Origin of the sequence: Serratia quinivorans, from assembly GCF_052113645.1 — a bacterium.
GTDB lineage: Bacteria > Pseudomonadota > Gammaproteobacteria > Enterobacterales > Enterobacteriaceae > Serratia > Serratia quinivorans_B.
Window position 1 is genome coordinate 1 of sequence record NZ_JBIEIU010000008.1, and the last position, 22,825, is coordinate 22,825.

22 protein-coding genes are annotated in these 22,825 nt (G+C 55.9%); 10 read left to right on the top strand and 12 right to left on the bottom strand.

The features are described from left to right. Positions 1-91: 91 nt before the first annotated feature. Complete coding sequence (locus ACGS9J_RS15395; RefSeq protein WP_442231736.1) at positions 92-448, top strand: hypothetical protein; 357 nt, start codon at positions 92-94, stop codon at positions 446-448. Positions 449-917: 469 nt separating this feature from the next. Next, entirely contained in the window at positions 918-1,640 is a 723-nt protein-coding gene (locus ACGS9J_RS15400) for a GntR family transcriptional regulator (protein WP_442231737.1), read from the top strand. Between the two features lie 11 nt (positions 1,641-1,651). On the opposite strand, the gene ACGS9J_RS15405 is transcribed toward ACGS9J_RS15400, so the two are convergent. Further along, positions 1,652-2,851 carry an enolase C-terminal domain-like protein gene (locus tag ACGS9J_RS15405; protein WP_442231738.1) on the bottom strand — a complete coding sequence of 400 codons (1,200 nt, stop codon included), beginning with the start codon at positions 2,849-2,851 and terminating at the stop codon, positions 1,652-1,654. Between the two features lie 330 nt (positions 2,852-3,181). Here ACGS9J_RS15405 and ACGS9J_RS15410 point away from each other — a divergent pair, with 330 nt between their 5' ends. Next, positions 3,182-4,600 (top strand): PTS transporter subunit EIIC, encoded by a 1,419-nt coding sequence (locus ACGS9J_RS15410; protein WP_442231739.1) that lies wholly within the window; start codon positions 3,182-3,184, stop codon positions 4,598-4,600. A gap of 68 nt (positions 4,601-4,668) precedes the next feature. Here ACGS9J_RS15410 and ACGS9J_RS15415 read toward each other — a convergent pair whose 3' ends face one another. The 5 genes from ACGS9J_RS15415 to ACGS9J_RS15435 form a co-directional block, all read right to left on the bottom strand. Further along, entirely contained in the window at positions 4,669-5,499 is an 831-nt protein-coding gene (locus tag ACGS9J_RS15415) for an alpha/beta fold hydrolase (protein WP_442231740.1), read from the bottom strand. A gap of 161 nt (positions 5,500-5,660) precedes the next feature. Further along, complete coding sequence (locus tag ACGS9J_RS15420; RefSeq protein ID WP_442231741.1) at positions 5,661-6,857, bottom strand: MFS transporter; 1,197 nt, start codon at positions 6,855-6,857, stop codon at positions 5,661-5,663. A gap of 212 nt (positions 6,858-7,069) precedes the next feature. After that, the gene (locus ACGS9J_RS15425; RefSeq protein ID WP_442231742.1) at positions 7,070-7,387 is read right to left on the bottom strand and encodes a cupin domain-containing protein; all 318 of its coding nucleotides are present in this window, start codon (positions 7,385-7,387) and stop codon (positions 7,070-7,072) included. A 353-nt stretch (positions 7,388-7,740) separates the two neighbouring features. Next, entirely contained in the window at positions 7,741-7,992 is a 252-nt protein-coding gene (locus tag ACGS9J_RS15430) for a CsbD family protein (protein ID WP_442231743.1), read from the bottom strand. A gap of 129 nt (positions 7,993-8,121) precedes the next feature. Next, complete coding sequence (locus ACGS9J_RS15435) at positions 8,122-9,618, bottom strand: PAS domain S-box protein (RefSeq protein ID WP_442231744.1); 1,497 nt, start codon at positions 9,616-9,618, stop codon at positions 8,122-8,124. 235 nt (positions 9,619-9,853) lie between these two features. Between ACGS9J_RS15435 and ACGS9J_RS15440 the strand changes: the two genes are divergently transcribed. Further along, positions 9,854-10,825 carry a hypothetical protein gene (locus ACGS9J_RS15440; RefSeq protein WP_442231745.1) on the top strand — a complete coding sequence of 324 codons (972 nt, stop codon included), beginning with the start codon at positions 9,854-9,856 and terminating at the stop codon, positions 10,823-10,825. 38 nt (positions 10,826-10,863) lie between these two features. Further along, positions 10,864-11,058: a hypothetical protein gene (locus ACGS9J_RS15445; protein WP_442231746.1), complete on the top strand. Its 195-nt coding sequence runs from the start codon at positions 10,864-10,866 to the stop codon at positions 11,056-11,058. Positions 11,059-11,121: 63 nt separating this feature from the next. Here ACGS9J_RS15445 and flhA read toward each other — a convergent pair whose 3' ends face one another. From flhA to hypA, 6 genes are all read right to left on the bottom strand, one after another. After that, the gene (gene flhA / locus ACGS9J_RS15450) at positions 11,122-13,188 is read right to left on the bottom strand and encodes a formate hydrogenlyase transcriptional activator FlhA (RefSeq protein WP_442231747.1); all 2,067 of its coding nucleotides are present in this window, start codon (positions 13,186-13,188) and stop codon (positions 11,122-11,124) included. A gap of 90 nt (positions 13,189-13,278) precedes the next feature. Beyond that, a complete protein-coding gene (gene hypE, locus ACGS9J_RS15455; RefSeq protein ID WP_442231748.1) occupies positions 13,279-14,292 on the bottom strand; it encodes a hydrogenase expression/formation protein HypE in 1,014 nt (337 codons plus the stop codon). Continuing rightward, positions 14,289-15,416: a hydrogenase formation protein HypD gene (hypD, locus tag ACGS9J_RS15460; RefSeq protein ID WP_442231749.1), complete on the bottom strand. Its 1,128-nt coding sequence runs from the start codon at positions 15,414-15,416 to the stop codon at positions 14,289-14,291. The genes hypE and hypD overlap by 4 nt, the downstream gene beginning before the upstream one ends. Beyond that, on the bottom strand, positions 15,400-15,696 hold the full coding sequence (gene hypC / locus ACGS9J_RS15465) for a HypC/HybG/HupF family hydrogenase formation chaperone (protein ID WP_442231750.1): 297 nt from the start codon (positions 15,694-15,696) through the stop codon (positions 15,400-15,402). The genes hypD and hypC overlap by 17 nt, the downstream gene beginning before the upstream one ends. Then, a complete protein-coding gene (hypB, locus tag ACGS9J_RS15470) occupies positions 15,687-16,481 on the bottom strand; it encodes a hydrogenase nickel incorporation protein HypB (RefSeq protein WP_442231751.1) in 795 nt (264 codons plus the stop codon). The genes hypC and hypB overlap by 10 nt, the downstream gene beginning before the upstream one ends. Positions 16,482-16,498: 17 nt before the next feature. Further along, positions 16,499-16,843, bottom strand: a complete 345-nt coding sequence (gene hypA / locus ACGS9J_RS15475) for a hydrogenase maturation nickel metallochaperone HypA (RefSeq protein WP_442231752.1) — start codon at positions 16,841-16,843, stop codon at positions 16,499-16,501. A 261-nt stretch (positions 16,844-17,104) separates the two neighbouring features. Here hypA and hycA point away from each other — a divergent pair, with 261 nt between their 5' ends. The 5 genes from hycA (at position 17,105) to ACGS9J_RS15500 (ending at position 22,814) form a co-directional block, all read left to right on the top strand. Then, on the top strand, positions 17,105-17,572 hold the full coding sequence (gene hycA / locus ACGS9J_RS15480) for a formate hydrogenlyase regulator HycA (protein ID WP_442231753.1): 468 nt from the start codon (positions 17,105-17,107) through the stop codon (positions 17,570-17,572). An 87-nt stretch (positions 17,573-17,659) separates the two neighbouring features. Continuing rightward, the gene (locus tag ACGS9J_RS15485) at positions 17,660-18,274 is read left to right on the top strand and encodes a 4Fe-4S dicluster domain-containing protein (protein WP_442231754.1); all 615 of its coding nucleotides are present in this window, start codon (positions 17,660-17,662) and stop codon (positions 18,272-18,274) included. Further along, positions 18,274-20,142, top strand: coding sequence for a proton-conducting transporter transmembrane domain-containing protein (locus tag ACGS9J_RS15490; protein ID WP_442231755.1), 1,869 nt, complete (start codon positions 18,274-18,276; stop codon positions 20,140-20,142). The genes ACGS9J_RS15485 and ACGS9J_RS15490 overlap by 1 nt, the downstream gene beginning before the upstream one ends. A gap of 10 nt (positions 20,143-20,152) precedes the next feature. Next, positions 20,153-21,088: a respiratory chain complex I subunit 1 family protein gene (locus tag ACGS9J_RS15495; RefSeq protein WP_442231756.1), complete on the top strand. Its 936-nt coding sequence runs from the start codon at positions 20,153-20,155 to the stop codon at positions 21,086-21,088. Between the two features lie 22 nt (positions 21,089-21,110). Then, positions 21,111-22,814: a hydrogenase large subunit gene (locus ACGS9J_RS15500; RefSeq protein WP_442231757.1), complete on the top strand. Its 1,704-nt coding sequence runs from the start codon at positions 21,111-21,113 to the stop codon at positions 22,812-22,814. Positions 22,815-22,825 lie beyond the last annotated feature (11 nt).

The window sequence follows — 22,825 nt, forward strand, 5'->3', positions numbered from 1 at the left end:
TGGTAATCCTTACTTGATTATACACGCCGGACATCTTAACTTAGCCATAAGCGGACATTACAACTTTGCTACTACAATCTAGGTGCGCATAATGTATATTATGTTAAATTGCATTATTGGCTACGCACCAGCGGTATCCTCCCAGTATCTTTCTCACCTCACCTGCAATCCTTGCCAGTTCTTCTTCAGCAATGAAGCTCTGTTGTCGAGATCCTTACCTGGCCGTTTCCATGGTCCCGGTTTAAACATCTGCGGTTTATGGTTTCATCCTCGTTCTCGCTCACCGCACTCTGATGAAAACAGATCTGCCAATGACCGCCGCTCTCTTGTCACCACGGCAATCCCACCGATGAACAATCTTGTCATCGGCATCACGTTGAAACTTTTTACGGATACTGCATCGTTAACCACGCTCGCCAATATTTTGGCCCACACCAAAATCTGCTGATGGCCACTTTCCATTTCAACGCTGTGATAATTTGCTGCTTGTCATAACGCTGCCCTAAACGACAGATTTCTTCAAAGCCTGCCATTGGTCATTGAGCGACGATGTCCGTACTGCTTCACGGCGCCGGCAAGTCCAGCCATTGGCTAACCGGTATAAATTGCGCTGAAGTGATATAAACGCCCTTCTTTTTTGATCGCGCTACGTGAAATCTGCAAAACATTGGCAGCATTGGCCTTGCAGATTTCGCCAAAACACACCGTTTTACTGCCCTTAAATCGGCCATGACGCCTGCCATATTTGAGAAACAAGCATAAATCTCGGCGATGGTACCTGGAGTGATAAATTGAATTACATAATAAATTATATTTATATTATCATTGAGTTAGGGAATTTTGGGGTTTGCCAGAGACAGGCAGACATGACCTGGCCCTGCTGATCAATGCCTATTGTTTTGTTGAGGAGTCACGCGATGAAAAAGAAGGAATTTATTGCTCAGGATCTCTTGAGCAAGATTTATCAGCGTAACGCCATGCCGGCCGATCAGCAGTTGAAGAAATTGCCGCCAGAACGCCAACTGGCTCAAGAGTATGCGGCATCACGTTTCACGGTACGTAAGGCGCTGGAGAAGCTGGCCGATATTGGCGTGGTACGAATTGTTCAAGGCTCCGGGATATTCATCAATCCAGGTATCGGTAATAACCCGCTGGTTTACAATTCGATCACTGAGAAGAAATTTGCTCAGATCAGTTTTCGAATGCTCAATCTGCATAAGCGCCGACCAGACAAAGAAGAACAACAGATTTTTGGCTTAACCTCGGACGATTTCATTTGGGCTTTTTGCCGCCTGCGCGTCATCGATCAACGTCCGGTACAAATTGAACAAGCCATCATGCCGTTTCGTGATTTTCCCGATTTAAATCAGAAAGTCATTGAGGGATCGATCCAGCAATATGTGCTGAGTAAAGGCTATCGAATTTCCCACTCGCTGACCCATTACGACGCGGTAAATGTTAATAAGGCACAGTCCGAGCTGCTCGGCTGCAAGAAAGGTATCGCTGCCATGCACATTCTTAACCGGGGAATTCTGCAGGATGGCCGGGTTTATGCTTGCAGCGATATCATCGATATTGATTATTCCTGTACCTATGTCATTCCGTTCAATCAGGATAATCTCACCTTTCGCCAGACCTGATGGCGACCCCATTACGGCGTGTGAATGACGCCATCAGGTAAACGGCTTTGGGTCCATTCATGCGGACGATAAACTACCGGATATTCTTTGGCGACCGTCGCCTGAAAACCGACACCGATCCCTGGTTTTTCAATAGGATATAGATACCCCTGCTCTGGTGTCACCGCCTCGGGAAATACCCGCAACGTATTCTCCGGCCAGGCGACAAACTCCTGAATCGCCGCATTGTGCAGATGAATATTCAGATGGGTATTTACCGCCGCGCCAATAGGCGTCATGTCTGGCGGACAATGCCAGGCCAGTCGCACACCAAAACTTTGACAGAAACTGCCCAGTTTCAGCGCCGGGGTAATTCCGCCAATTTGCGAAACATGGCAACGAATGAAGTCGATACGTCGGTTGATCACCAGTTCCTTCCATTCTGCCGGGTTATTGAACAGTTCACCGGTTGCCAGCGGAACGGCGCTTTGATGTCGGATTTGTTCCAGCCATTCATTCTGGTCTGGCGACAGAATATCCTCGATAAAATAAGGCCGGTAGACTTCAACCTGTTTCGCAAACTGCAATGCCTGCTGCGGGAACAGTCGTTCATGGACGTCGTGTAAGATATGAAAGCGATTACCGTATTTTTCACGCAGCGCTTTAAACATAGCCAAGGTGTTGTCCATGTACTGGTCCTGATCGTAATAGGCTCCGGCAGTCGGATTTTTAGCGCTGTGAACCTGTTTCGCGTTGCCACCGTAGAACCCCAATTGACAACGAATGTGGCGATAACCCTCGTCCAGCAGACGATCCACTTCGCCATACAGTTCTTCCAACGTGTCGCCGGCGGCATGGCTATAGGCGGTGATCGCATCTTTGGATTTGCCGCCAAACAGTTGATACAGCGGCATATCGGCCAGTTTGCCTTTAATGTCCCACAGCGCCATATCAATGCCCGCTATCGCGTTATTGATAACCGGGCCGTTGCGCCAGTAAGCATTGACCGACATCATGTGCCATAAATCTTCAATATTGTTGGCATCGCGGCCAATCAGCAATGGCTTAAGATACTCATCCACCATGACCTTTACCGCCAACGGCCGCTGCTGGAAGGTGGCACAACCGTAACCCGTAACGCCCTTATCTGTCTCAATGGTGACCACCACCAAATTATGGCGATCGGGCCGGGTTATCTGGCAGTCGATATTTTTAATCAGCGTCGGTTGCATAATGAATTCCTTAAGTCTCTCGCCATGATTGAGCTAAAAAATAGCACATTGCCGAAGGATAAATACGTCATCGAATAATCAATGCGATGATTTCACCCTATTTCACTCCCGTTTGTAAACCTTAAATTAGATTAATTTTATGTGGTTCGTTATCACCCAGATAATCACAATAAAACCAGACCAATAAGATGATGCCGCCTTCCAGACACCCTTCTCAAGCTGGTTGTGTGATGTTGATCATGTTTTATTGGTTTGTTTTTTATTGGGAGCGCCTTTAGTATTTCAGGCTATTCACCTGTTAATAATCTGCAGTTGGCTCAGAGGCGTTTTATGGCAAAGACAGAAATTATGCAGAAAATTGTTCAGCTTGTCGGCGGGCCAGAGAATATTCACAAAGTCTGGCATTGCATGACGCGTTTACGCTTTGATTTGAGCGATGAAAATAAAGTCGAATGGGACGACATTAAAAAATTGCCTGGCGTACTGGGCGCGCAAAGTCAAAGTGGTCAGGTTCAAATCATTATCGGACCCAAGGTTAATGAATGGTATCAGGTGATTATCGACCAGTTGGCCCCCGTCACCACGCCAGCGGAAGGGTCACAAAGCCGACAGCGCAAAAACCTGGTTTCGCTGTTTATGGATACCGTGTCCGGCGTATTCGGACCCGTGGTCCCGGCCATCGCCGGTGCCGGCATGATCAAAGGTTTGCTGGCCGGACTTATCGCCTTGAAAATCATCTCCGCCAAAAGCGACACGGTGATGGTCATCGACTTGATTGCCAGCGGCGTGTTCTATTTCCTGCCGTTTTTCCTCGCGGTATCGGCAGCGAAAATATTCAAAACCAATGAGTATCTGGCTGCCGCCGTAGCGGCCTGCCTGATGTATCCGACACTGATTGACGCCGCTAAAGCATTGGCCAATCACACCTCGGGGGCGGTTAACGCCATCTACTTTATGGATGTCATCCCAATATCCGTATTCAACTATTCGGCCAGCGTCATCCCAGTGATTTTTTCCGTGTTAGCGCTGAGTTATATTCACCGCTGGGTGGATAAAATCATGCCGGACGTGCTGAAAACGGTATTTACCCCTACGCTGACGCTCTTTATCGCAGCGCTGGTGTCACTGTCGGTGATCGGCCCTGCCGGTATCTACCTTGGTAAACTGCTGGCGGTCTTTATTCAAAGCATGTTTGATGCTTCATCGGTGTTTGCCGGCTTTGTGGTTGGTGCTATTCGTCCGGTTGCCATACTGACCGGTATGCACCACGCCATGACACCGATTGCCTTGCAGAACTTCACCGATCAAGGTTGGGATATGCTGATGCCGATGATGTTCATGGCCAACATGGCGATTGCCGGCTCCACCTTTGCGATTTATTTTCATGTCAAAACTCGCGAAGAGAAAACACTGGTGTTGTCGGCCGCAATCTCAGGCTTATTGGGCATTACCGAACCGGCACTGTTTGGCGTTCTGACGCGTTACAAAAAAGCCTTTATTGCCACCACCATCAGCAGCGCCGTAGCCTCTGCATTTGTTGCGTTCTTCGGGGTTAGGCTGTACGGGTACATTCTGTCGAGCATTTTCAGCCTGCCCGCTTACATTGGCCCCTATTTTGTCTATGTCTTGATGGGCGTGAGTATCGCGCTGGTTCTCTCCTTCCTGCTAACCTGGATAACCGTGATCCGCCGGGATAAAATCCAGGATCCTCAAAATCCCGAGATGATATCTTCTCGCAGTTCTCGCTAGAGCGAAGCACCGTAACTGACTCATGGAGCCCTGGCAGGCTCCATGAGCAGATTGGTCATGTGCCCGCGTCAGCTATTCACAAAGGCCAGCAGATCAGCATTGACCTGATCGGCATGGGTGGTCGGAATGCCGTGAGGCGCCCCTTTATAGGTAACAAGCTTGCCGTTTTTGACCAGCTTGGCCGACAGTACCCCTGAATCCTGATAAGGAACCACCTGATCGTCGTCGCCATGGATCACCAGAACCGGGATAGAAATGCTCTTGAGATCTTCGGTGAAATCAGTCTGTGAGAACGCGACGACACCGTCATAATGCGCCTTGGCGCCCCCCATCATGCCCTGTCGCCACCAGTTCCAGATGACCGCTTCCAACGGCTTGGCGCCGGGCCGGTTGTATCCATAGAAAGGTCCTGCGGGCACATCGTAATAGAATTGCGCACGGTTGGCGGCCAGGTGTACCTGGAAATCATCAAATACCGATTGGGGTGTTCCCTGCGGATTGCTTTCGGTTTTCACCATCAACGGCGGGACTGCACTGATCAGCACAGCCTTGGACACCTTATCCTCGCCGTGGCGCGTGATGTAGCGCACCACTTCGCCACCGCCCGTCGAGTGCCCCACATGCATGGCGCCCTGTACGCCCAAATGTTTCACTACCGCAGCGACATCGTCAGCATAGTGATCCATATCATGCCCTTCCGATACCTGACTGGAACGGCCATGGCCACGCCGATCGTGGGCGACGACACGGAATCCTTTGTGTACGAAGAACAGCATCTGGGTATCCCAATCATCGCTGGACAGCGGCCAGCCATGGTGGAAGAAGATGACTTTCCCATCTTTAGGGCCCCAGTCCTTGTAGAAAATGTCAACGCCATCGCTAGTGGTTACGTAACCCATGTCATTTCTCCCATTCAGCAAGTGGTTAAAGGGTGGAGTGGTCTTGGCATAGCGCCGGGAAAACAGGCGTCCTGATAGAGTATAGGTTTAAAAGTTAACTTTAAGATAAACAGAGGTTTTACGAACGGTATCTTCTGAGGGAAAAAAGGTTGATATTACAGTTATACCTCAGAGCGCTCTGTTTCAGGTGCCTGTTGTGCCGAACCGATCAGATAAATGGCAATAGCGATAGCGCTGGCCACGCAGGCGAGCGCCAAAGAGATGGTTAACATACCGGTGTCGCCGAATGTCTCTCGGAAACTGGCATAAAACGAGGGGGCCAGGGCCGAAAGGAAAAAACTGGGCATCAATAGCGTGCCGACGCGGCGGGCATAATGCTGCGGTTCGAAAAGGGTTAATGGCAATGTTGCCCTAACCAGAGTAGTCAGGCCGTTGATGGCCCCGTATGCCAAAACGAACAACGCGGTTCCCAGCACAGAGGTTTGCCCCAGCAGGCTGATGACAAAGCAGCAAGGAAGCAGGATCCCTACCGTCAGGTTCAACCCCAAAGCCGAACCTCGCCCGCCCATCAACACATCGCCAAGCCGGGCACTGACCTGGCCCACACCCCATAATGCGCCGATGAATACCGGTACGCCTGCGCCGGCCAAAATAAGCGGCAAATGCGTTGAAATACCGGTGGAAATGAAGCTAAGCAGCGCCATTAATGCCGCATACAGCGGCCCTTTCAAACGGTCGCGCCCAACGAAATGTCTGCGCTCAGCCTTCGGCAAGCGTAGTTTTGCGGCAGGATCCCCCTTCACATCCGGCAGAAAACAGCAAAGCAGCGCGCTGATTAGTGCAAACAGACTGTAGCAGGCAATGCCCCATCGCCAGCCCAACAGGCTCAGCAAACCTTCGCCAATCGGCCAAAAAGCCACGGATGCCAGCCCCCCGAGCAAGGTCACTTGTGAAATGGCTTTTCTGGCTGCCGGGCCGTAAAGGCTGACCAGTACGGCAAAGGCAGCATCGTAGAGCGAAAGCCGCATGCCGATGCCCATCACCAGCCAGGCCAGGAAATACATCGGCAGAGTCTGGCTGGTCGCCAGAAGCAGGCACCCCATGCCATTCAGCAAGGCACCTATTTGCATGATTTTACGCCCGCCGATCCGCGTTAACAGCCGGGCGGAGAACGGCGATACCAGGCCCATTCCCCCCAACGCCAACGTCAGGCCGGAAAAAATCAGCGGCTGGCCCCAAGCCATTTCATGGTCGATCGCCATACCGAAAGCGCCCAGCAGATAGAAAGTCGTTCCCCAGTTGATTAACTGGGTCAGACCGACAGACAAGGTGATTTTTCCACTGCCAAGGGGGTTCATGCGGCCTGCTGGTGTGAGGTGTTTTATCTGTTACTGAGGGTAAGCCACTCTTGCTGGCCGCGGTAGCGCCCTGCGGTTATGTTCTGCATAAGCAAAACTTTGGCACAGACTGACGGGCCAACAAGGTTGGCCCGTGGTAGACAGGGATAAAAAAGAGAACGGGGTCGTCGCCTGCGCAGTGGGTTACGGCAGGCCGGCAGAAATGCAGGGCTTTAGCGGGCCAGCTCTACGCCATCGAGTTCGGAAATAGCGAGGCAGTAAACCTCAGTGAGGGCTTCCACCGTATAGGCGGTATTGGCAGGGATCATAAACATTTCATGAGACTGCAGTGATTGGTCGCCGATCTTAAGCTCACCGGACAGGACCATCAGTTTGACCCAGCCTGGATGCAGGCGGGCTGACTGGTGACTGCCAGCATCAAGTTTCAACAGCGCCGTGTGCCCTTGTGCCTCGCGTTTCAGAATATGGTAATACACCCCATCGTAAGGCATTTTATCGTAGTGCAATGACGCCAGTGTTCTTTTATGCATGATAGTTCCTCGTAACCTGTGAGTCGTTGTCTGCTCGGTGGCAACATCAAGAGGCAATAGGCTCCTCACTGACCTTTACTCTGCTACCGAAAGCACATGTTCCGTCAACTTCTTTGCAAACTGATTATACTGGCCACTGATGCACAATGCGGGGCTGATATTCGCATCTTTATTCAGAGCCTGTTAATAAATATATAGAACCTATGGCCCAGACGCAAAAAACGCAGGCGAGGAAAAGTGGCTTTTTTGTCACAAAATACAATGCGCAGCAGCGGCGGGGAAAGCATTCGCCCGCAGAATGCGGGCGAGACAGGCACTAGGTTTTATTGCGGTGGCTGGTCAACCTGGGCTTTTCAGCGGCGACGCAACAGCAGGCCCGCCAATAAACTCACGCCGGCCAGGATAGACAGCGTAGCGATAGGCTTGTTGCGAACCAGATCGCTGACGCAGCTCAGAGCATCGCCATATTTTTCTTGTATCGCACCGGCCACGTAGCGGGTGGAGCCCTCAGCCTGCAGCCGCTCATCCCCGGTGACATCCCCCGCCACTTCCTGTGCTCTTCCCACGACTTTGTCCATAACGCCATTGATTTTATCGCTGTTCATAGTGCTCTCCTGAGATGGGTCCGTTCGACATTTGCACCGTGCAAATGCTTGCCTTGTCTCTCGATATTAAGCTGTCGATGAACCGCCCATAAGGTCAATTTGCAGGGATTTGGCTAGTCCATTTGCACCCTATTTGCCGTTTTTGGCCGGTCGTTCACCGGCAAACAGTCCCCGCTCTCTGGCCCAAACAATGGCTTCGCTCCGGCTGTGGACGTCGAGTTTGGAGTAGACCGTAGCCACATGATTGCGAACGGTATTGGGGGCAAGATTGAGGCGCGCGGCGATTTTCTTGTCCGGCAGACCCTCGCAGATTAACCCCAATACGTCGCGCTCGCGGGCAGTCAGATCGGTGAAAGAGAACCCCGCCAGATGCGGCTTATTGATGCTTTTCACATTGGCCAACTTCTCGAGCAGAGTCTGGCTGAACCAGGAGGCGTCTTGCATCACTTCTTCGATAGCGGCCACCAAATCAAGCTCCGAACGTTTGCGTTCGGTAATGTCCATCAGCACCAACAGGTAACAGCGGGCATCCTGAATGCTTACCGCATCGGCAGACGCCACGCAGTCGATCACTTCATTGCCCTTTTTGCGAATTTTAACATCCTGATTCTCGACGTTACCGGTTTTTGCCAGGGCGGCAAACAAGCGCCGACATTCCCCTTGCCCGTCGATAACGTTGATCTCTTCGACCGACTTGCCGATCAATTCCTCGGCGGCGTAGCCGGTGGTTTTCATAAAGGCTTCATTGATGTCCAGCACCCGCTGCCGGTCCGCGGTGCACACCAGCGTGGGCACCGGGCTCAGCCGGAAGGATTTGGCGAACCGCTCTTCACTCTCGCGTAACGCCGACTCTGCCTTGCGGCGGGGTTCGAGGTCGGTAAAGGTAAACAGCATGCAATCTTCTTCATTGATGTCCAGCGGCTGGCCGGCGACGATCACCAGTTTGGTTCCCCCGGCAGGCAGCTTCAATTCGGCCTGCATCTGCGGAATGGTGGCCCCTTCGCTCAGCAGTTGAATCGCCTGCTCCTTACGCTCGGCCTGCTCCAGCACATCCAGCGCGTAGACCGAGTTGCCCATCACCTGATCGCGGGTATAGCCGGTCATATCGAGGAACCCCTGATTGACCTTGATGTAACGCAGGTCGCTCAGGCTGCAGATCACCGCCGGTGCCGGGTTAGCGTTAAAGGTCTTTTCGAAACGTTGCTCGGCACTGGCCCACTCGGTGGCATCGCTCAGGATCAAAGCCAGCAATTCGGGCTGCCCTTTATTGTCGGTGATCACCAGGCTGCGTAAACGGTGAACCCAGAGGAATTCCGACTCATCCACGGGGCGAACCTCGACCAGCACGTCGCTGAAACTCTCGCCATTGGCAACCCGGTTCATCGGATATTGCTCCGGCGTCAAAGGGTGATTGTTGCGATAGCGCAAGGCGAAACGCTCGCCATATTCCTGGGCATTGGCACCCAATTCGCTCAGTTTACTCAATCCATGCATGCTCAGAGCAGCCTCGTTAGCCCACAGGATAGTCTGGTCGATCTCGGTCAGGATCACCCCTTCGGACAACCCTGTGATGATCTGTTGCAGTTGGCTACGGTTAGTTTCGTTGGCAAGGACGGACTGGCTCATGTTTTCTCCATAAGACGAAGGGGCCCGGCCGCCTGGCAGCGAACGGAACGCCTGAAAGTGGTGCTGACTCCGAACAGCATAGTGCGTAACCGGTTCATTCGCGGGGTGTGAATGCACCAGGGTTATCGGCGCAAATGCACCGGGACGGTCAGTGGTACTGCGCGGCAGACTGATTCTGTCGGCGCGGCGTTTGCTGTGCGTACAACCACTTGTTTAGTCAATATAAGGAATAACAATGACCACTGTCTATGAATCCAATCGCTTTGCGTTTCACGTTTCATGGGGCTCGATATTGGCCGGGAGTGCCATGGCGTTGGTGACCTATCTGATACTTAGCGTACTGGGTACGGCCATTGGCGCATCGGCTGTGGATCCGCTGCATGCGGGCAACCCTCTGAGTGGCTTTGGCATGGGCACCGGGATCTGGTTGTTTGTCACTACGCTGGTCTCGCTGGCGGCAGGTGCATTTGTTGCCGGTCGAACGGCGCCAAACCGCGGCGGTCTGCACGGCCTGTTAAGCTGGGCGGTCACCACATTGCTGACCACCTGGTTGGTGATTTCCGTGGCGAGCGGCGTTGTCGGTCTGGCCGGTACCGCCGTTGGCAAGGGGCTATCTCTGGCCGGCAACGGTATCGCGGCGGCCGCGCCGGGCATTGGCGACAACGTTAAACAACAGCTGGATAAAAACGGCATCAGCCTGGACTGGGGGAATTTGGAAAACCAGTTAACCACCACCCTCAAGCAAAGCGGCAAGGCCGAATTAGATCCGTCCAAACTGCAGCAAAAAACCGATGGCGTTGCTGCGGACGGCAAGCAATCGGCCACCGATGCCGCCACCGACCCAACGCAGGCGGCGGCAGAGCTCAAGCAATGGTTTGATCGCGTTAAGCAATCCGGCGAACCGACCCTGAATGCTGCCGATAAGGACGCGTTGGTGAATATCGTGGCGGCCCGTACCGGCAAAAGCCGCGCTGAAGCGACCCAAATTGTCGACAACTATGCCCAGGCTTATCAGCAGGCGGTCCAGAAGGTCGAAAAATTGAAGCAACAGGCTGAGCAGAAAGCGCGTGAAGCGGCGGATATCGCAGCCAAACAAGTGTCCCGCGCGGCCTGGGGGTCGTTGCTGATCCTGCTGTTGGGTGCCGCACTGAGTTTTGGCATCGGCCGCATCGCGGTGTCCACTCGTCGCACTGTGGTTGTGGACTAATGGATATTTCCATGAAAAGACGCCTGTCAGGGATTTCATTGAATTATCGAAAGGTGGTGGGTGCTTCGGTCCCCGTGCTGGTCATCGACTTCTTCAATGAAAAAAACGAGCGTTACACCTTGCGCTACAACTTGCCGCCGGATACCCCGGAACGCACAGAGCGGCGCGTGTCCTTGCTGCTGCACCTGCTGCGCAAGCAAAGACCGATAGACAGTGACGACACCACGTCCTGACGGTGCCAACCCGGCCAGAGCCCGATATTCCAACGGGCTCTGGCCTATCCCATCAAGCCCGCATCACTTGACCAAAATATCCCACTTCTTCATGCGCGAAAGCAGCGTGGTGCGTTTGATCCCCAGACGCTGAGCGGCACCGCGCGGGCCGGCCACCACGCCATTGGTTTCCTTCAACACCCTGATAATTCGCTGACGCTCGTCCTCTCCGGGTTGGCTGGGCTCCACCTGGGGGATAGGCAGCGCCATCGAAGGGACCGGATATTGCAGTTCGGGCAGTTGCAGGTTCAGCACCGTGCCGCGCGTCAGCAATACCGCACGTTCGATGACATTCTCCAGCTCGCGTACATTGCCCGGCCAGGGCATTTGGCTCAACAGACGTAAAGTCTCCGCCGGGATGCTGTCGATGGTGCGCTTCATCCGGCGTGCAATTTTGTAGGTCAGAAACTTCACCAACTGCGGAATATCTTCCGGCCGCTCACGCAATGGCGGGATGACGATCGGGAACACGTTCAGCCGGTAAAACAGGTCGCTGCGAAACTCGCGGTCGGCCACCATTTGTTGCAGATCCCGGTTGGTGGCGGCAATCAGCCGCACGTCCACCGAAATCACCTTGTTGCCACCTACCCGCTCAAACTCCCTTTCCTGCAGAACCCGCAGCAGTTTGGGTTGCAGTTCGACGGGAATTTCCCCCACTTCATCCAGAAACAGCGTTCCCTGATCCGCCAGTTCAAAGCGCCCCATTCGTTGATTGGTGGCTCCGGTAAACGAGCCCTTCTCATGACCAAACAGATCGCTTTCCAGCAACCCGGCCGGCATCACCGCACAGTTCATTTTTACCATGCGTTGATCGCGTCGCTCGCTCAGATTGTGGATGGCACGGGCAATCAGCTCTTTACCGGTGCCGGTTTCGCCGAGGATCAGCACCGAACAGTCGCTTTTCGCCACCATTTCTACCTGTTTGAGCACCGCGGACATCACCACGCTGCGCCCGACAATCTCGCCGAAATCCGGGTTATTGCCGTTAATTTGCTCGGTCAGGTACAGGTTTTCATGCACCAGGCTCTCTTTCAGCCGGTTGATTTCCTGGTACGCCAGCGCGTTATCCACCGCAATGGCGATACGTTCGGCAATCTGCTGCAACACCCGCAGGTTAGCGGCGTTAAAATTGTCCGGCTGGCATTGCGCCAGCTTCAATACGCCCAGGGTTTTGTTGCCAAAAACCAACGGCAATACGCACAGCGTTTGAATTTGATCCTGCCAGAGATCAAACAGTTGGCGTTCATAGGCCGCCAGCCGATCGGAGTGTTTCAGGTTCAGCAACAGCATTTCACCGCTTTGCATCACCTGTTCGGACAAGGTGCCCGCCAGCGCTACGCTGTACTGCTGGCGCTCAACCCCCTCATCTGGCAAATAATGGGTGGAATAAATGGTCACCTGCTCGGTTTTGTCGACGCACAGCACAATGCTGATCGCATCGATTTTGAAAAAGCGGTGGATCTCCGTTGAGATCTCACCGATCAAGTCATCCAAATCGAGCTTCGACAGCACCGCGTTGGTCACGTCGACCAAAATACGGTAATCGTCTCGTTCATGGCACAGCTGGCGTTGGCGCAGCTCCGCTGCTTCGCGCAAACTGAGTTGTTCTACCGCCAAAGCCACCAATTCCATCAATGTCTGCAACTGCACCAGATTGGCATCGCTGAACGGGGATGAGTGACAACGTAACAGCTCACACCCGCCGATCAGAGTACCGCCGGCATGCAACGGCATCAGGCAATATTGGTTAAAGGGCAGATACAGCGCCAACGCGCTGATTTGCGGGTAGCGCGCGTGCAGATCATCACTCTGCCAACGTTGCGGCAGCGGGCTTTGCCGCAGCCGACTGACCGGCCCATTCGCCAGCAGGGTCTCATCCTGATAGTTCACCGGCTGTCGGCGTGCATCCAGCCCATAAAAGCTCACCCTTTCGCTGCTGGGGTCAAACAGCACCAGCGTGACCTGATCCGCCAATTGCAGGCGTTGCAACACCTGCCGCAGTTGCAGCAACAGATCGGTAAAGCTGCGCTGGCTCAGCAGCGTGCGGGTTATTTCCAGTAGTTCTTGTTTTTCTAATTGTGCATTCGACATTGTTTATCACTTGCCTGAGTCGCGATGATGATTTTTGTGAGTCACGTCGCAAAGTGTAACGCTGGGCGGCGACGTTCTCCCCCGACGGGATCAACAAATCCGCGGCAAAGGCTCGGCATGCGGCAAATCCAACAGGCGGCTGATGCCATAAGCGCCCTGCAGTCTCACCTGGCGCCCGGTCGTCACCCTGCCAATCAGCGCCGCGTCCGCGCCCAACGGGTGAGCGCGCAAAGCACAGAGCACGTCCTGTGCGGCTTGCGGTGCGGCCACGACCACCAGTTTGCCCTCGTTGGCAAAATTAATGGCGTCCAGCCCCAGCAATTCGCAAATGCCCCGCACCGCCGGGGCGATCGGCAACAGGTTTTCTTCCACCTCGATGCCCACGCCGGCCGCACGGGAGAACTCATGCAAAATGGCGTTCACTCCGCCGCGGGTCGCATCGCGCATCGCCCGCACGCCGCTGATGGCGCGTAATGGCGCGATTAAGGGCGTTAACACCGCGCAATCGCTGATCACGTCCAGAGACATGCCCAGCTTTTCGCGCAGGTTGAGCACCGTCGCCCCGTGGTCACCCAGCGTCCCGCTGACAATCACGGCATCGCCGGCACGGATATTTTGCGCCGCCCAATCCAGGCCCGGCGGGATCACGCCGATACCGGCGGTATTGATAAACACTTTGTCGGCGGCCCCCCGTTGCACCACCTTGGTATCCCCGGTCACGATGCGAATACCGGCCTGCTGCGCGGTGGCCGCCATTGAGGCCACCACCTGCCGCAGTTCTGCCAGCGGCCAGCCTTCTTCGAGGATAAACCCGCAGGAAAGATAGCGGGGTAATGCGCCGCTCACCGCCAGATCGTTCGCCGTGCCGCAGACGGCCAGTTTGCCAATGTCACCGCCCGGAAAGAAAATCGGGTCAATCACGTAGCTGTCGGTGGTAAATGCCAACCGATCGCCCTGCTGCGTCAGCTCGGCCAAACTGAGACGGGCCTGATCTTCGCGCTGATCCAACAGCGGGTTGGCGAAGGCCGGCAAGAAAAGCTCATCCAGCAGTTGCTGCATCGCCGCCCCTCCACTGCCATGAGCCATGGTAATCACGTTATTCATGCCGGTGTTTCCTCTGTTTCACGGCGATATTGGTACCAGGCAGCGCAGGCACCTTCCGAAGACACCATCAGGGCGCCAAATGCGTTTTGCGGCGTGCAGCCGCGACCGAACAACGGGCACTCACGTGGTTTGCAGCGTCCGGTGAGCACGTCGCCGCATCGCGAGCGCGGATCGTCCGCCACCTGCCGCCGTTGCGGACGAAAACGCCGTTCTGCATCAAAGTCGTTATAGCCGGGGGTCAAGGCAATGCCGGAGTCGGCAATGGTGCCAAGGCCGCGCCATTCGCTGCCGCCGCCCAGCACAAAAACGTCGCTCATCGCCTGCTGTGCCAGCAGATTGCCCTGTTCCGGCACCACCCGGCGATATTGGTTCTCGGTCTGGCTGTGCCGACGAACGAACTGTTCAATCAGCATCATTACCCCCTGCAAGATATCCAGCGGCTCAAAGCCGGTCACCACCAGAGGTTTGTGATATTGCCGACTGATGAAATGGTACGGCTCAGTGCCGATCACCATGCTGACGTGGCCGGGTGCCAGAAAACCGTCGATGCGTACATCCGGCTGTTGCAGCAGGCTGCGCAAGGTCGGGATCAGGCTGATGTGCTGGCAAAATACGCTGAAGTTGTCCAGACCTGCCAGCTTCGCCTGTTGCAAGGTGATTGCCGTCACCGGCATGGTGGTTTCAAAGCCCAGAGCAAAGAACACCACCTGCCGCTGCGGGTTTTGCCGCGCCAGTTGCAGGGCATCCAACGGCGAGTACACCACCCGCACGTCGGCTCCCCGCTCGCGGGCCTGCAGTAAAGACCCCTGCTTGCCCGGCACCCGCAGCGCATCGCCGAAGGTGCAAAAAATCACTTCGGGGTGTTCGGCGATTTCACGGCAGGCATCGATACGCCCCATCGGCAAAACGCACACCGGGCAGCCAGGGCCGTGAATGAATTCAATGTTCGGCGGCAGCAGCTTGTCCAGACCAAAGCGGAAAATGGCATGGGTATGGCCACCGCAGACCTCCATGATTTGCAGCGGACGCTCGGCGGTAAACGGCAACTGTGCGGCGCGCTGGCGGATATGTTGCAACAGGTTTTTTACCCGCTGCGGATCGCGAAATTCATCGACGTAATCCATGGTTATCCTCCCCCGCCATAAACAGCGCCACGTCCGGCTCCACTTCCCCCATCGCCTGCAACGCTGCCAGCATCTCTTCGGCTTCCTGCTGATCGAGTCGGCTCATGGCGAAGCCCACGTGGATCAGCACCCAGCAACCGATTATCGCTTCTTCAGGCTCATCCTCGCGGCGAACCAAGGCAATATTCACCTCGCGTTGCACGCCGCAGACTTCGGCCCAGGCATGCTGAGGCTGGTGTTGATCCAGTGCCACGATCTGCCCGGGGATACCTATGCACATAGCTGCCGCTCCAGCCAGGCCAACCACTGATCCATCCCTTCGCCCTGGGTGGCCGAGAGGGTGATTATCTCGATGTTGGGGTTAACCTGCCGGGCATTGGCGATGCAGGCCGCCAGATCAAAGTTCAAATACGGCAGCAGATCGACCTTGTTCAGCAGCATCAGCCGTGCGGCAGCAAACATATGCGGGTATTTGAGCGGCTTGTCTTCCCCTTCGGTGACCGAAAGTACCGCCACTTTATGCCGCTCCCCCAGATCGAAGCTGGCGGGGCAAACCAGATTACCGACGTTTTCGATAAACAGCAGGCTGCGGGGTTTGAGTGCCAGGCGTTGGGCGGCCTCATGAACCATTTGCGCATCCAGATGGCAGCCTTTCCCGGTATTGACCTGGATCGCCGGGACGCCGGTGGCGCGGATACGTTCGGCATCGTTGGTGGTTTGCTGGTCGCCTTCCACCACCGCGCACTCACGCGCCCCACGCAGCCGCAGCAAGGTTTCCGTCAGCAGTGTGGTTTTACCGGAGCCGGGGCTGGACACCAGATTCAACGCCAGGATCTGCTGGTCGGCAAAATACTGACGATTACGTTCCGCCAGGCGATCGTTTTTATCCAACACCCGGGTTTCTATTTCCAGCATACGTCGCTGGCTGATGCCCGGCGCATGGGTTCCTGCCACCCCTAACCCATAATGCAGGTCGCCCTTCAGCGTCCGTTGTGGGCGAAACGGCACTTTGGCGTCGCCTTCAATCGTCAGTTCCCCGTGGGCACAACCGCAAGTACTGCACATGTTGATTCTCCTTTCCGTTATTCAATTTCCAGACGTTTTATTTGCAGCCCATCATCGGCCTGCACCCGCAGATTTCGCCCGGCGCAGTGCGGGCAGACCAGGACCTGCGGGATCAGCAACTCGACATCGGCCTGGCAGTCATAACACCAGGACAAGGCAGGTTGTTCCGTCAGATGCAGCTCACAGCCTTCGGCCAGGGTGTCGCGACACACCATGTCAAAACAGAACCGCAGCGACTCCGCCTCCACACAGGAAAATGCGCCAATCTCGAACCACACCGCGGTAATACGTTTCGCACGATGTTGGCGAGCCTGCTGTTGCATTATTTCCATCGCATGTTGGCACAAGGTTATTTCGTGCATCCGGCCTCCGTTAAGGGCGATAAAACGCGTCATATCCCTGACAGTGCAAATATGATGCCAAAGCGGAATTGGCATATTTGTCGAGTACCATGACGTCGACACTAATTAAATTCGCCGTCACCTAGCTGGCGGCCAGGTTATTTTTTAATTGAGGATTGAATTGAAAGGGAATAATGAAATTCATCTGGGTTTGGCACGCTTTATGCTTTAACTCGCTGACCCGAGCTATTTCGACAATGAACCCCATTTTGAGTGACGACAATGAGTACAATCAGTGAAGTAACCAGCCAGGCCGATTATATCGCCAACAAAAGCAACCGCCTGATGGCGCAGTGGCAAACCTACCACAGCACCTTAATCAAAGCGGTAACCACCACTAAAAAGAAGATTAATCATCAGTTTACCTATGGACAGGACGACGACCTGCGCTTTGTGCTGTTCAACCACTTTACGGTGAGCATTCAGTTAAGCGAAGGGTTTTACAGCCGCGACATCTGCTACCGCATTAATTTGGCTAGCGCGCACCAACCGGAAAACTTCGCCCCCTTTGCCCATGCCACGTTAGATGAAAATGGCAATATTGACGGTGTTATAAACAACCGCGACATCCCGGCGGTGTTTGAACATTATCTGGATAAGATCGCCGTTATTTATCAATGCCTGTTTGATTCGCTGCATGACGGCAATGCCATTCATGACGCACTGAAAAAAATAACCCTGTCCGTCTGACTGTCGGCGTTATTCACTGACGGAAAACTGTCGAAACGTCATTTTTTACTGACGATTTCGTCATAAATGACGAAGCAAGGAGTGTGCATGAACCGCTTTATTATTGCGGACCCCAAATTGTGTATTGGCTGCAATACCTGCATGGCCAGTTGTTCTGCGGAACATCGGCTGCAGGGTTTACAGGCATTACCCCGTTTGCAGGTGATACGAAACGCCCGCGATTCGGCACCGGTGATGTGCCATCAATGTGAAGACGCGCCCTGTGCGCAGGTGTGCCCGGTTAACGCCATTCGCCATCAGGATGACGCCATTGTCCTCAACGAGAGCCTGTGCGTCAGTTGCAAACTCTGCGGCATTGCCTGCCCCTTCGGTGCCATTGGCTTTGGCGGCAGCGCCCCATTGGCGATCCCCGCAGACTGTAACACCCCGCTGGCACTGCCTGCGGCCAAAGCGCCGCGGCCGATCAGCGCCTTCCTCGATTGTGTGCCCGGTGTCCGTGCGGTGGCGGTGAAGTGCGATCTCTGCGCTTTCAGTCCTGAAGGCCCCGCCTGTATCCGCACCTGTCCGACCCAGGCCATCCGGCTGGTCAGCGACCACGACGTACGCAACGCCAGCGAACAGAAAAGGCGCAACGCCATGCAGGCGCTCAGTGCCGAGCTGCCGTTCGCTGCCGCCCCTGGATCCCTCAAGGAGCCCAATTAATGATGTACTCCATGGTGCCCGAGCCACTGTCGTTGCTGACGCTGGCGTTAGTCGGGTATGTGCTTTTTGCGTTGCTGAGCTGGTTGCTGGCCCCCTGGCCGCGCCTCAACGCCCTGCTGGGCGGCGGCACCTTGCTGTGCGCCATCGCCTCACTGTCGGCGGCGGTGTCTATGCTGTTTGCGCCGCTGCATAGCGCCCGTTTGCCGTGGCTGAATTATGCGGTGGAAATCAGCGGCATTAACGCGCTGTTGCTGCTGGTGATGGCCCTGTGCGGGATCGGTGCCGCTTTGTACCACATTGGCAGCGTCGCCAGGCTCAACGCGCACGCAGGTGGCCGGTTGGGCGGATTGATCAATCTGATGCTGGCGGCGTTAAGCGCCGCCGTGATGGCCGATAACGCCCTGGCATTGTTGTTGCTGTTAGAGCTGGCGGCGCTGTGCGGCTATTTCCTGACGGTCCATGCCCCAAGCGCAAAAAGCCTGCGGGCCGGGCATAACCAGTTTTTGCTGATGCGCCTGGGCAGCCTGCTGTTGGTTATCGCCTTCGCGCTGATCTATTCCCACAGCCACAGCCTGCAGTTTAGCGTGATCCGCGCTACACCATTACCGGACGCAGTGCGTAACGGCGTATTCCTGCTGGCGTTGGCCGGCTTTGGCATTTTTGCCGGGGTGATGCCGTTGCATGCCTGGGTGCCTCAGTCCCACAGCAGTGCGCCCGCTTCTGCCGCCATGCTGTTTTCCAGCGGGCTGATGAAGGTCGGCCTGTTGGGCATTCTGAAAATTGGGCTGGATCTGCTGGGGATGCCGCCGCTGTGGTGGGGATTACTGGTGCTGCTGTTGGCCGCCGGCACCGCGTTTTTCGGCGGCTTGTATGCGCTGATGGAACACGATTTGCGGCGTTTGCTGGCTTACCACACGCTGGAGAATATCGGCATCATCCTGCTGGGCATCGGGGGAGCCATGGTCGGTATGGCGTTGCGTCAGCCATTGCTGACGGCATTCGCCCTGATCGGGGGTCTGTTCCACCTGCTCAATCACAGCCTGTTTAAAAGCGCATTGCTGCTGGCAGCGGGGGCGATTGAGCAGCAAACCGGGCTTAAGGACATGGAGAAAATGGGCGGTTTGGCACGGCTGATGCCCTGGACCGCCGTTTCGTTGTTGATTGGCCTGGTGGCGATGGCCGCGCTGCCGCCGTTGAACGGTTTTGCCAGTGAATGGTTGATCTACCAGGGATTATTCCGCTTCAGTGCGGCACCCGGCTTTATTGGCCATCTGTTCGGCCCGCTGCTGGCGGTGGCCTTGGCCCTGACCGGTGCGCTGGCGGTGATGTGCGTCAGCAAAGTGTTTGGCGTCGCCTGTCTGGGAGCACCACGCTGCGCCGCCGCGGCCAATGCCGTTCAGGCTAACCTCGGCCTGACGCTGAGCCACCTGCTGCCCGCGTTGCTGTGTCTGGTCTGTGGCCTGGGCGCGCCCTGGATCATCCCGCTGTTTGCCCGCCTGATCGGCATGACGTCCGAGCAATCGCTATCCGTCTCCAGCACGCTGGTGTCCACCCCGCTGATCGCCATTCTCTTGCTGGCGATGCCGCTGCTGCCGTTGTTGATCGCGGCGCGTTATCAGGCACGTCGCCAACCTCGCCGGGTACAAGGCAGCGCCTGGACCTGCGGCTATGGGCATGAGGAGGCGATGGTGATCACCGCCACCGGCTTTGCTCAACCGCTGCGGGTGATGTTTGCCCCGCTTTATCAACTGCGCCGCTGGCTGCCGGATGCTTTCGTTAATCAGTTACAACGTAACGCCTTCATTGCCTTCTGCCGTGGCCTGGCCGCCGTGGAACTTGCGGTGCTGTTGGTAGTGGCTTTTGCCTGAGGAGATGACAATGACCTATCCCAATCTGTTGCTCGGTCTGGCGCAGGCCTTGCTGTTGCTGGCCATAGCTCCGCTGTTTGCCGGTATCAGCCGGGTGCTGCGTGCGCGTATCCACAGCCGTTGCGGCCCCGGCGTATTACAGGAATACCGTGATATCGCCAAATTGCTTAAGCGGCAAAGTGTGGCACCGGCGGCTTCCGGCCTGGCCTTTCACGCCATGCCCTACCTGCTGACTGGCACCCTGCTGACCATCGCTTGTGCGCTGCCGATGCTGACCACCGCCTCGCCGCTGCCCGCCATCGGGGATGTGATCACGCTGATTTACCTGTTCGCCGTGGTGCGCTTTGTTTTCGCCATCGCCGGTTTGGATACCGGCAGCCCCTTTACCGCCATCGGCGCCAGCCGCGAGGCGGTACTGGGCATCCTGGTTGAACCGATCCTGTTGCTGGGGCTATGGGTGACCGCCCTGGTTGCCGGATCGACTCAGTTGAGCGCCATGGTGCAAAGCCTGCTGGGCTTGCCGCATCACGCGGGGTTACCGCTGCTGTTGGCCGGTTTGGCCTGCGCGTTCGCCACCTATATCGAGATGGGCAAGCTGCCGTTTGACATGGCCGAGGCCGAACAAGAGTTGCAGGAAGGCCCGTTGACGGAATATTCCGGGGCCGAGCTCGGCGTACTGAAATGGGGCATCAGCCTCAAACAACTGGTGGTGCTGCAACTGTTCCTCGGCGTGTTCCTGCCCTGGGGACAGGCGGCACAACTCTCCGCCCTTCCATTGTTGGGCGCGCTGGTATTGGCGCTGCTCAAGTTGCTGTGTGCGGTGACCCTGATCGCGGTTATCGAAAACAGCGTGGCGCGTTTGCGTTTCCTGAAAACCGCCCGTACCACCTGGGCCGGTTTTGGGCTGGCTTTTCTGGCGCTGGTTTCCTGGCTGGTCGTCGGCTGAATAATGACTAAGGCAATCAATAATGACTAACGAACATCAAGGCCGGCACTACCTGGCGGCGCTGCAGCAACAATTCCCGGCGGCCATACTGGCCGACGAATGGCAAACCGCCGATCAATTGACGGTCACCGTTAAGCTCAACGCGCTGCCGGAAGTGGTGGAATGGCTGTATTACCAACAGGGCGGCTGGTTATCGGTGCTGTTTGGCAACGACGAACGCACGCTGTGTGGCAATTACGTGCTGTATTACGTCCTGTCGATGGAGCAAGGCACCAAATGCTGGATCACGGTGCGCGCCGAAGTGGACGCCCAAACGCTGGAGTTCCCTTCCGTCACGCCACGGGTGCCCGCCGCCGTTTGGGGAGAGCGCGAAGTGCGCGACATGTATGGTCTGCGCCCGGTGGGCTTGCCGGATGAACGGCGGCTGGTGCTGCCCGACGACTGGCCGGACGATCTCCACCCGCTGCGCAAAGATGCGATGGACTATCGCCAACGCCCGGCGCCCACCACCGATGTGGAAACCTACCCGTTCGAAAGCCTGGCCGGTGCGAAAGCCAACGTGGTGCCGATCGGTCCGTTGCATATCACCTCGGATGAGCCCGGCCATTTTCGGCTGTTCGTCGACGGGGAAGACATCATCGACGCCGATTACCGCTTGTTCTACGTGCACCGCGGGATGGAGAAACTGGCCGAAACCCGCATGGGCTACAACGAAGTGACCTTTCTGTCGGATCGGGTGTGCGGCATTTGCGGCTTTACCCACAGCGTGGCGTACACCAGTTCGGTGGAGAACGCGATGGGCATTCAGGTGCCGGAACGCGCCCAGATGATCCGCTCGATCCTGTTGGAAGTGGAGCGGCTGCACAGCCACCTGCTGAATCTGGGACTGGCCTGCCATTTCGTCGGTTTTGACTCCGGATTTATGCAGTTCTTCCGCGTACGCGAACAGTCGATGAAAATGGCGGAAATACTGACCGGCGCGCGCAAAACCTATGGTTTGAACCTGATCGGCGGCATTCGCCGCGATATTTTGAAAGACGACATGCTGCAAACCCTGAAGCTGGCCGCGCAAATGCGCAGTGAACTGGTGGATCTGGTCGATATCTTGCTCAGCACGCCCAACACCGAACAACGCAGCGTCGGGGTGGGCCGTCTCGATCCTCAGGTGGCCCGCGACTACAGCAACGTCGGCCCGATGATCCGCGGCAGCGGCCACCGCCGTGATACCCGCATTGACCACCCTTTCGCCGGTTACGCCAAACTGCCGGTAGAGCTTTGTGTGGAAAGCGGTTGCGACGTTTATTCCCGACTTAAGGTGCGCATTCACGAAGTGTTCAACTCGCTGGGCATTATCGAGTTCGGTCTGCAGAACTTGCCGGGCGGGCCGCTGGCGGTAGACGGCTTCACCTATATCCCGCACCGCTTTGCCCTGGGTTTTGCCGAAGCGCCGCGTGGCGATGACATCCACTGGAGCATGACCGGCGACAACCAAAAACTGTTCCGTTGGCGCTGCCGTGCCGCCACCTATGCCAATTGGCCCACCCTGCGTTACATGCTGCGCGGCAATACGGTATCCGACGCCCCGCTGATTATCGGCAGTCTCGATCCTTGCTACTCCTGCACCGATCGCATGACCATCGTCGACGTACGCAAGCGCCAGTCCATCATCGTGCCGTACAAAGAGATCGAACGTTACGGCATCGAGCGGAAAAACAAGCCGTTCTAACCGGAGCCCAT

What these genes read in the sequence shown, in the direction of transcription:
- hypC (WP_442231750.1), bottom strand. Translation starts at nt 15,696, where the DNA reads ATGTGCATAGGTATCCCCGGGCAGATCGTGGCACTGGATCAACACCAG.
- hypA (WP_442231752.1), bottom strand. Translation starts at nt 16,843, where the DNA reads ATGCACGAAATAACCTTGTGCCAACATGCGATGGAAATAATGCAACAG.
- ACGS9J_RS15415 (WP_442231740.1), bottom strand. Translation starts at nt 5,499, where the DNA reads ATGGGTTACGTAACCACTAGCGATGGCGTTGACATTTTCTACAAGGAC.
- ACGS9J_RS15395 (WP_442231736.1), top strand. Translation starts at nt 92, where the DNA reads ATGTATATTATGTTAAATTGCATTATTGGCTACGCACCAGCGGTATCC.
- hypB (WP_442231751.1), bottom strand. Translation starts at nt 16,481, where the DNA reads ATGTGCAGTACTTGCGGTTGTGCCCACGGGGAACTGACGATTGAAGGC.
- ACGS9J_RS15405 (WP_442231738.1), bottom strand. Translation starts at nt 2,851, where the DNA reads ATGCAACCGACGCTGATTAAAAATATCGACTGCCAGATAACCCGGCCC.
- ACGS9J_RS15485 (WP_442231754.1), top strand. Translation starts at nt 17,660, where the DNA reads ATGAACCGCTTTATTATTGCGGACCCCAAATTGTGTATTGGCTGCAAT.
- ACGS9J_RS15500 (WP_442231757.1), top strand. Translation starts at nt 21,111, where the DNA reads ATGACTAACGAACATCAAGGCCGGCACTACCTGGCGGCGCTGCAGCAA.
- hypD (WP_442231749.1), bottom strand. Translation starts at nt 15,416, where the DNA reads ATGGATTACGTCGATGAATTTCGCGATCCGCAGCGGGTAAAAAACCTG.
- hycA (WP_442231753.1), top strand. Translation starts at nt 17,105, where the DNA reads ATGAGTACAATCAGTGAAGTAACCAGCCAGGCCGATTATATCGCCAAC.
- ACGS9J_RS15420 (WP_442231741.1), bottom strand. Translation starts at nt 6,857, where the DNA reads ATGAACCCCCTTGGCAGTGGAAAAATCACCTTGTCTGTCGGTCTGACC.
- hypE (WP_442231748.1), bottom strand. Translation starts at nt 14,292, where the DNA reads ATGAATAACGTGATTACCATGGCTCATGGCAGTGGAGGGGCGGCGATG.
- ACGS9J_RS15440 (WP_442231745.1), top strand. Translation starts at nt 9,854, where the DNA reads ATGACCACTGTCTATGAATCCAATCGCTTTGCGTTTCACGTTTCATGG.
- ACGS9J_RS15425 (WP_442231742.1), bottom strand. Translation starts at nt 7,387, where the DNA reads ATGCATAAAAGAACACTGGCGTCATTGCACTACGATAAAATGCCTTAC.
- ACGS9J_RS15400 (WP_442231737.1), top strand. Translation starts at nt 918, where the DNA reads ATGAAAAAGAAGGAATTTATTGCTCAGGATCTCTTGAGCAAGATTTAT.
- ACGS9J_RS15410 (WP_442231739.1), top strand. Translation starts at nt 3,182, where the DNA reads ATGGCAAAGACAGAAATTATGCAGAAAATTGTTCAGCTTGTCGGCGGG.
- flhA (WP_442231747.1), bottom strand. Translation starts at nt 13,188, where the DNA reads ATGTCGAATGCACAATTAGAAAAACAAGAACTACTGGAAATAACCCGC.
- ACGS9J_RS15430 (WP_442231743.1), bottom strand. Translation starts at nt 7,992, where the DNA reads ATGAACAGCGATAAAATCAATGGCGTTATGGACAAAGTCGTGGGAAGA.
- ACGS9J_RS15490 (WP_442231755.1), top strand. Translation starts at nt 18,274, where the DNA reads ATGATGTACTCCATGGTGCCCGAGCCACTGTCGTTGCTGACGCTGGCG.
- ACGS9J_RS15435 (WP_442231744.1), bottom strand. Translation starts at nt 9,618, where the DNA reads ATGAGCCAGTCCGTCCTTGCCAACGAAACTAACCGTAGCCAACTGCAA.
- ACGS9J_RS15495 (WP_442231756.1), top strand. Translation starts at nt 20,153, where the DNA reads ATGACCTATCCCAATCTGTTGCTCGGTCTGGCGCAGGCCTTGCTGTTG.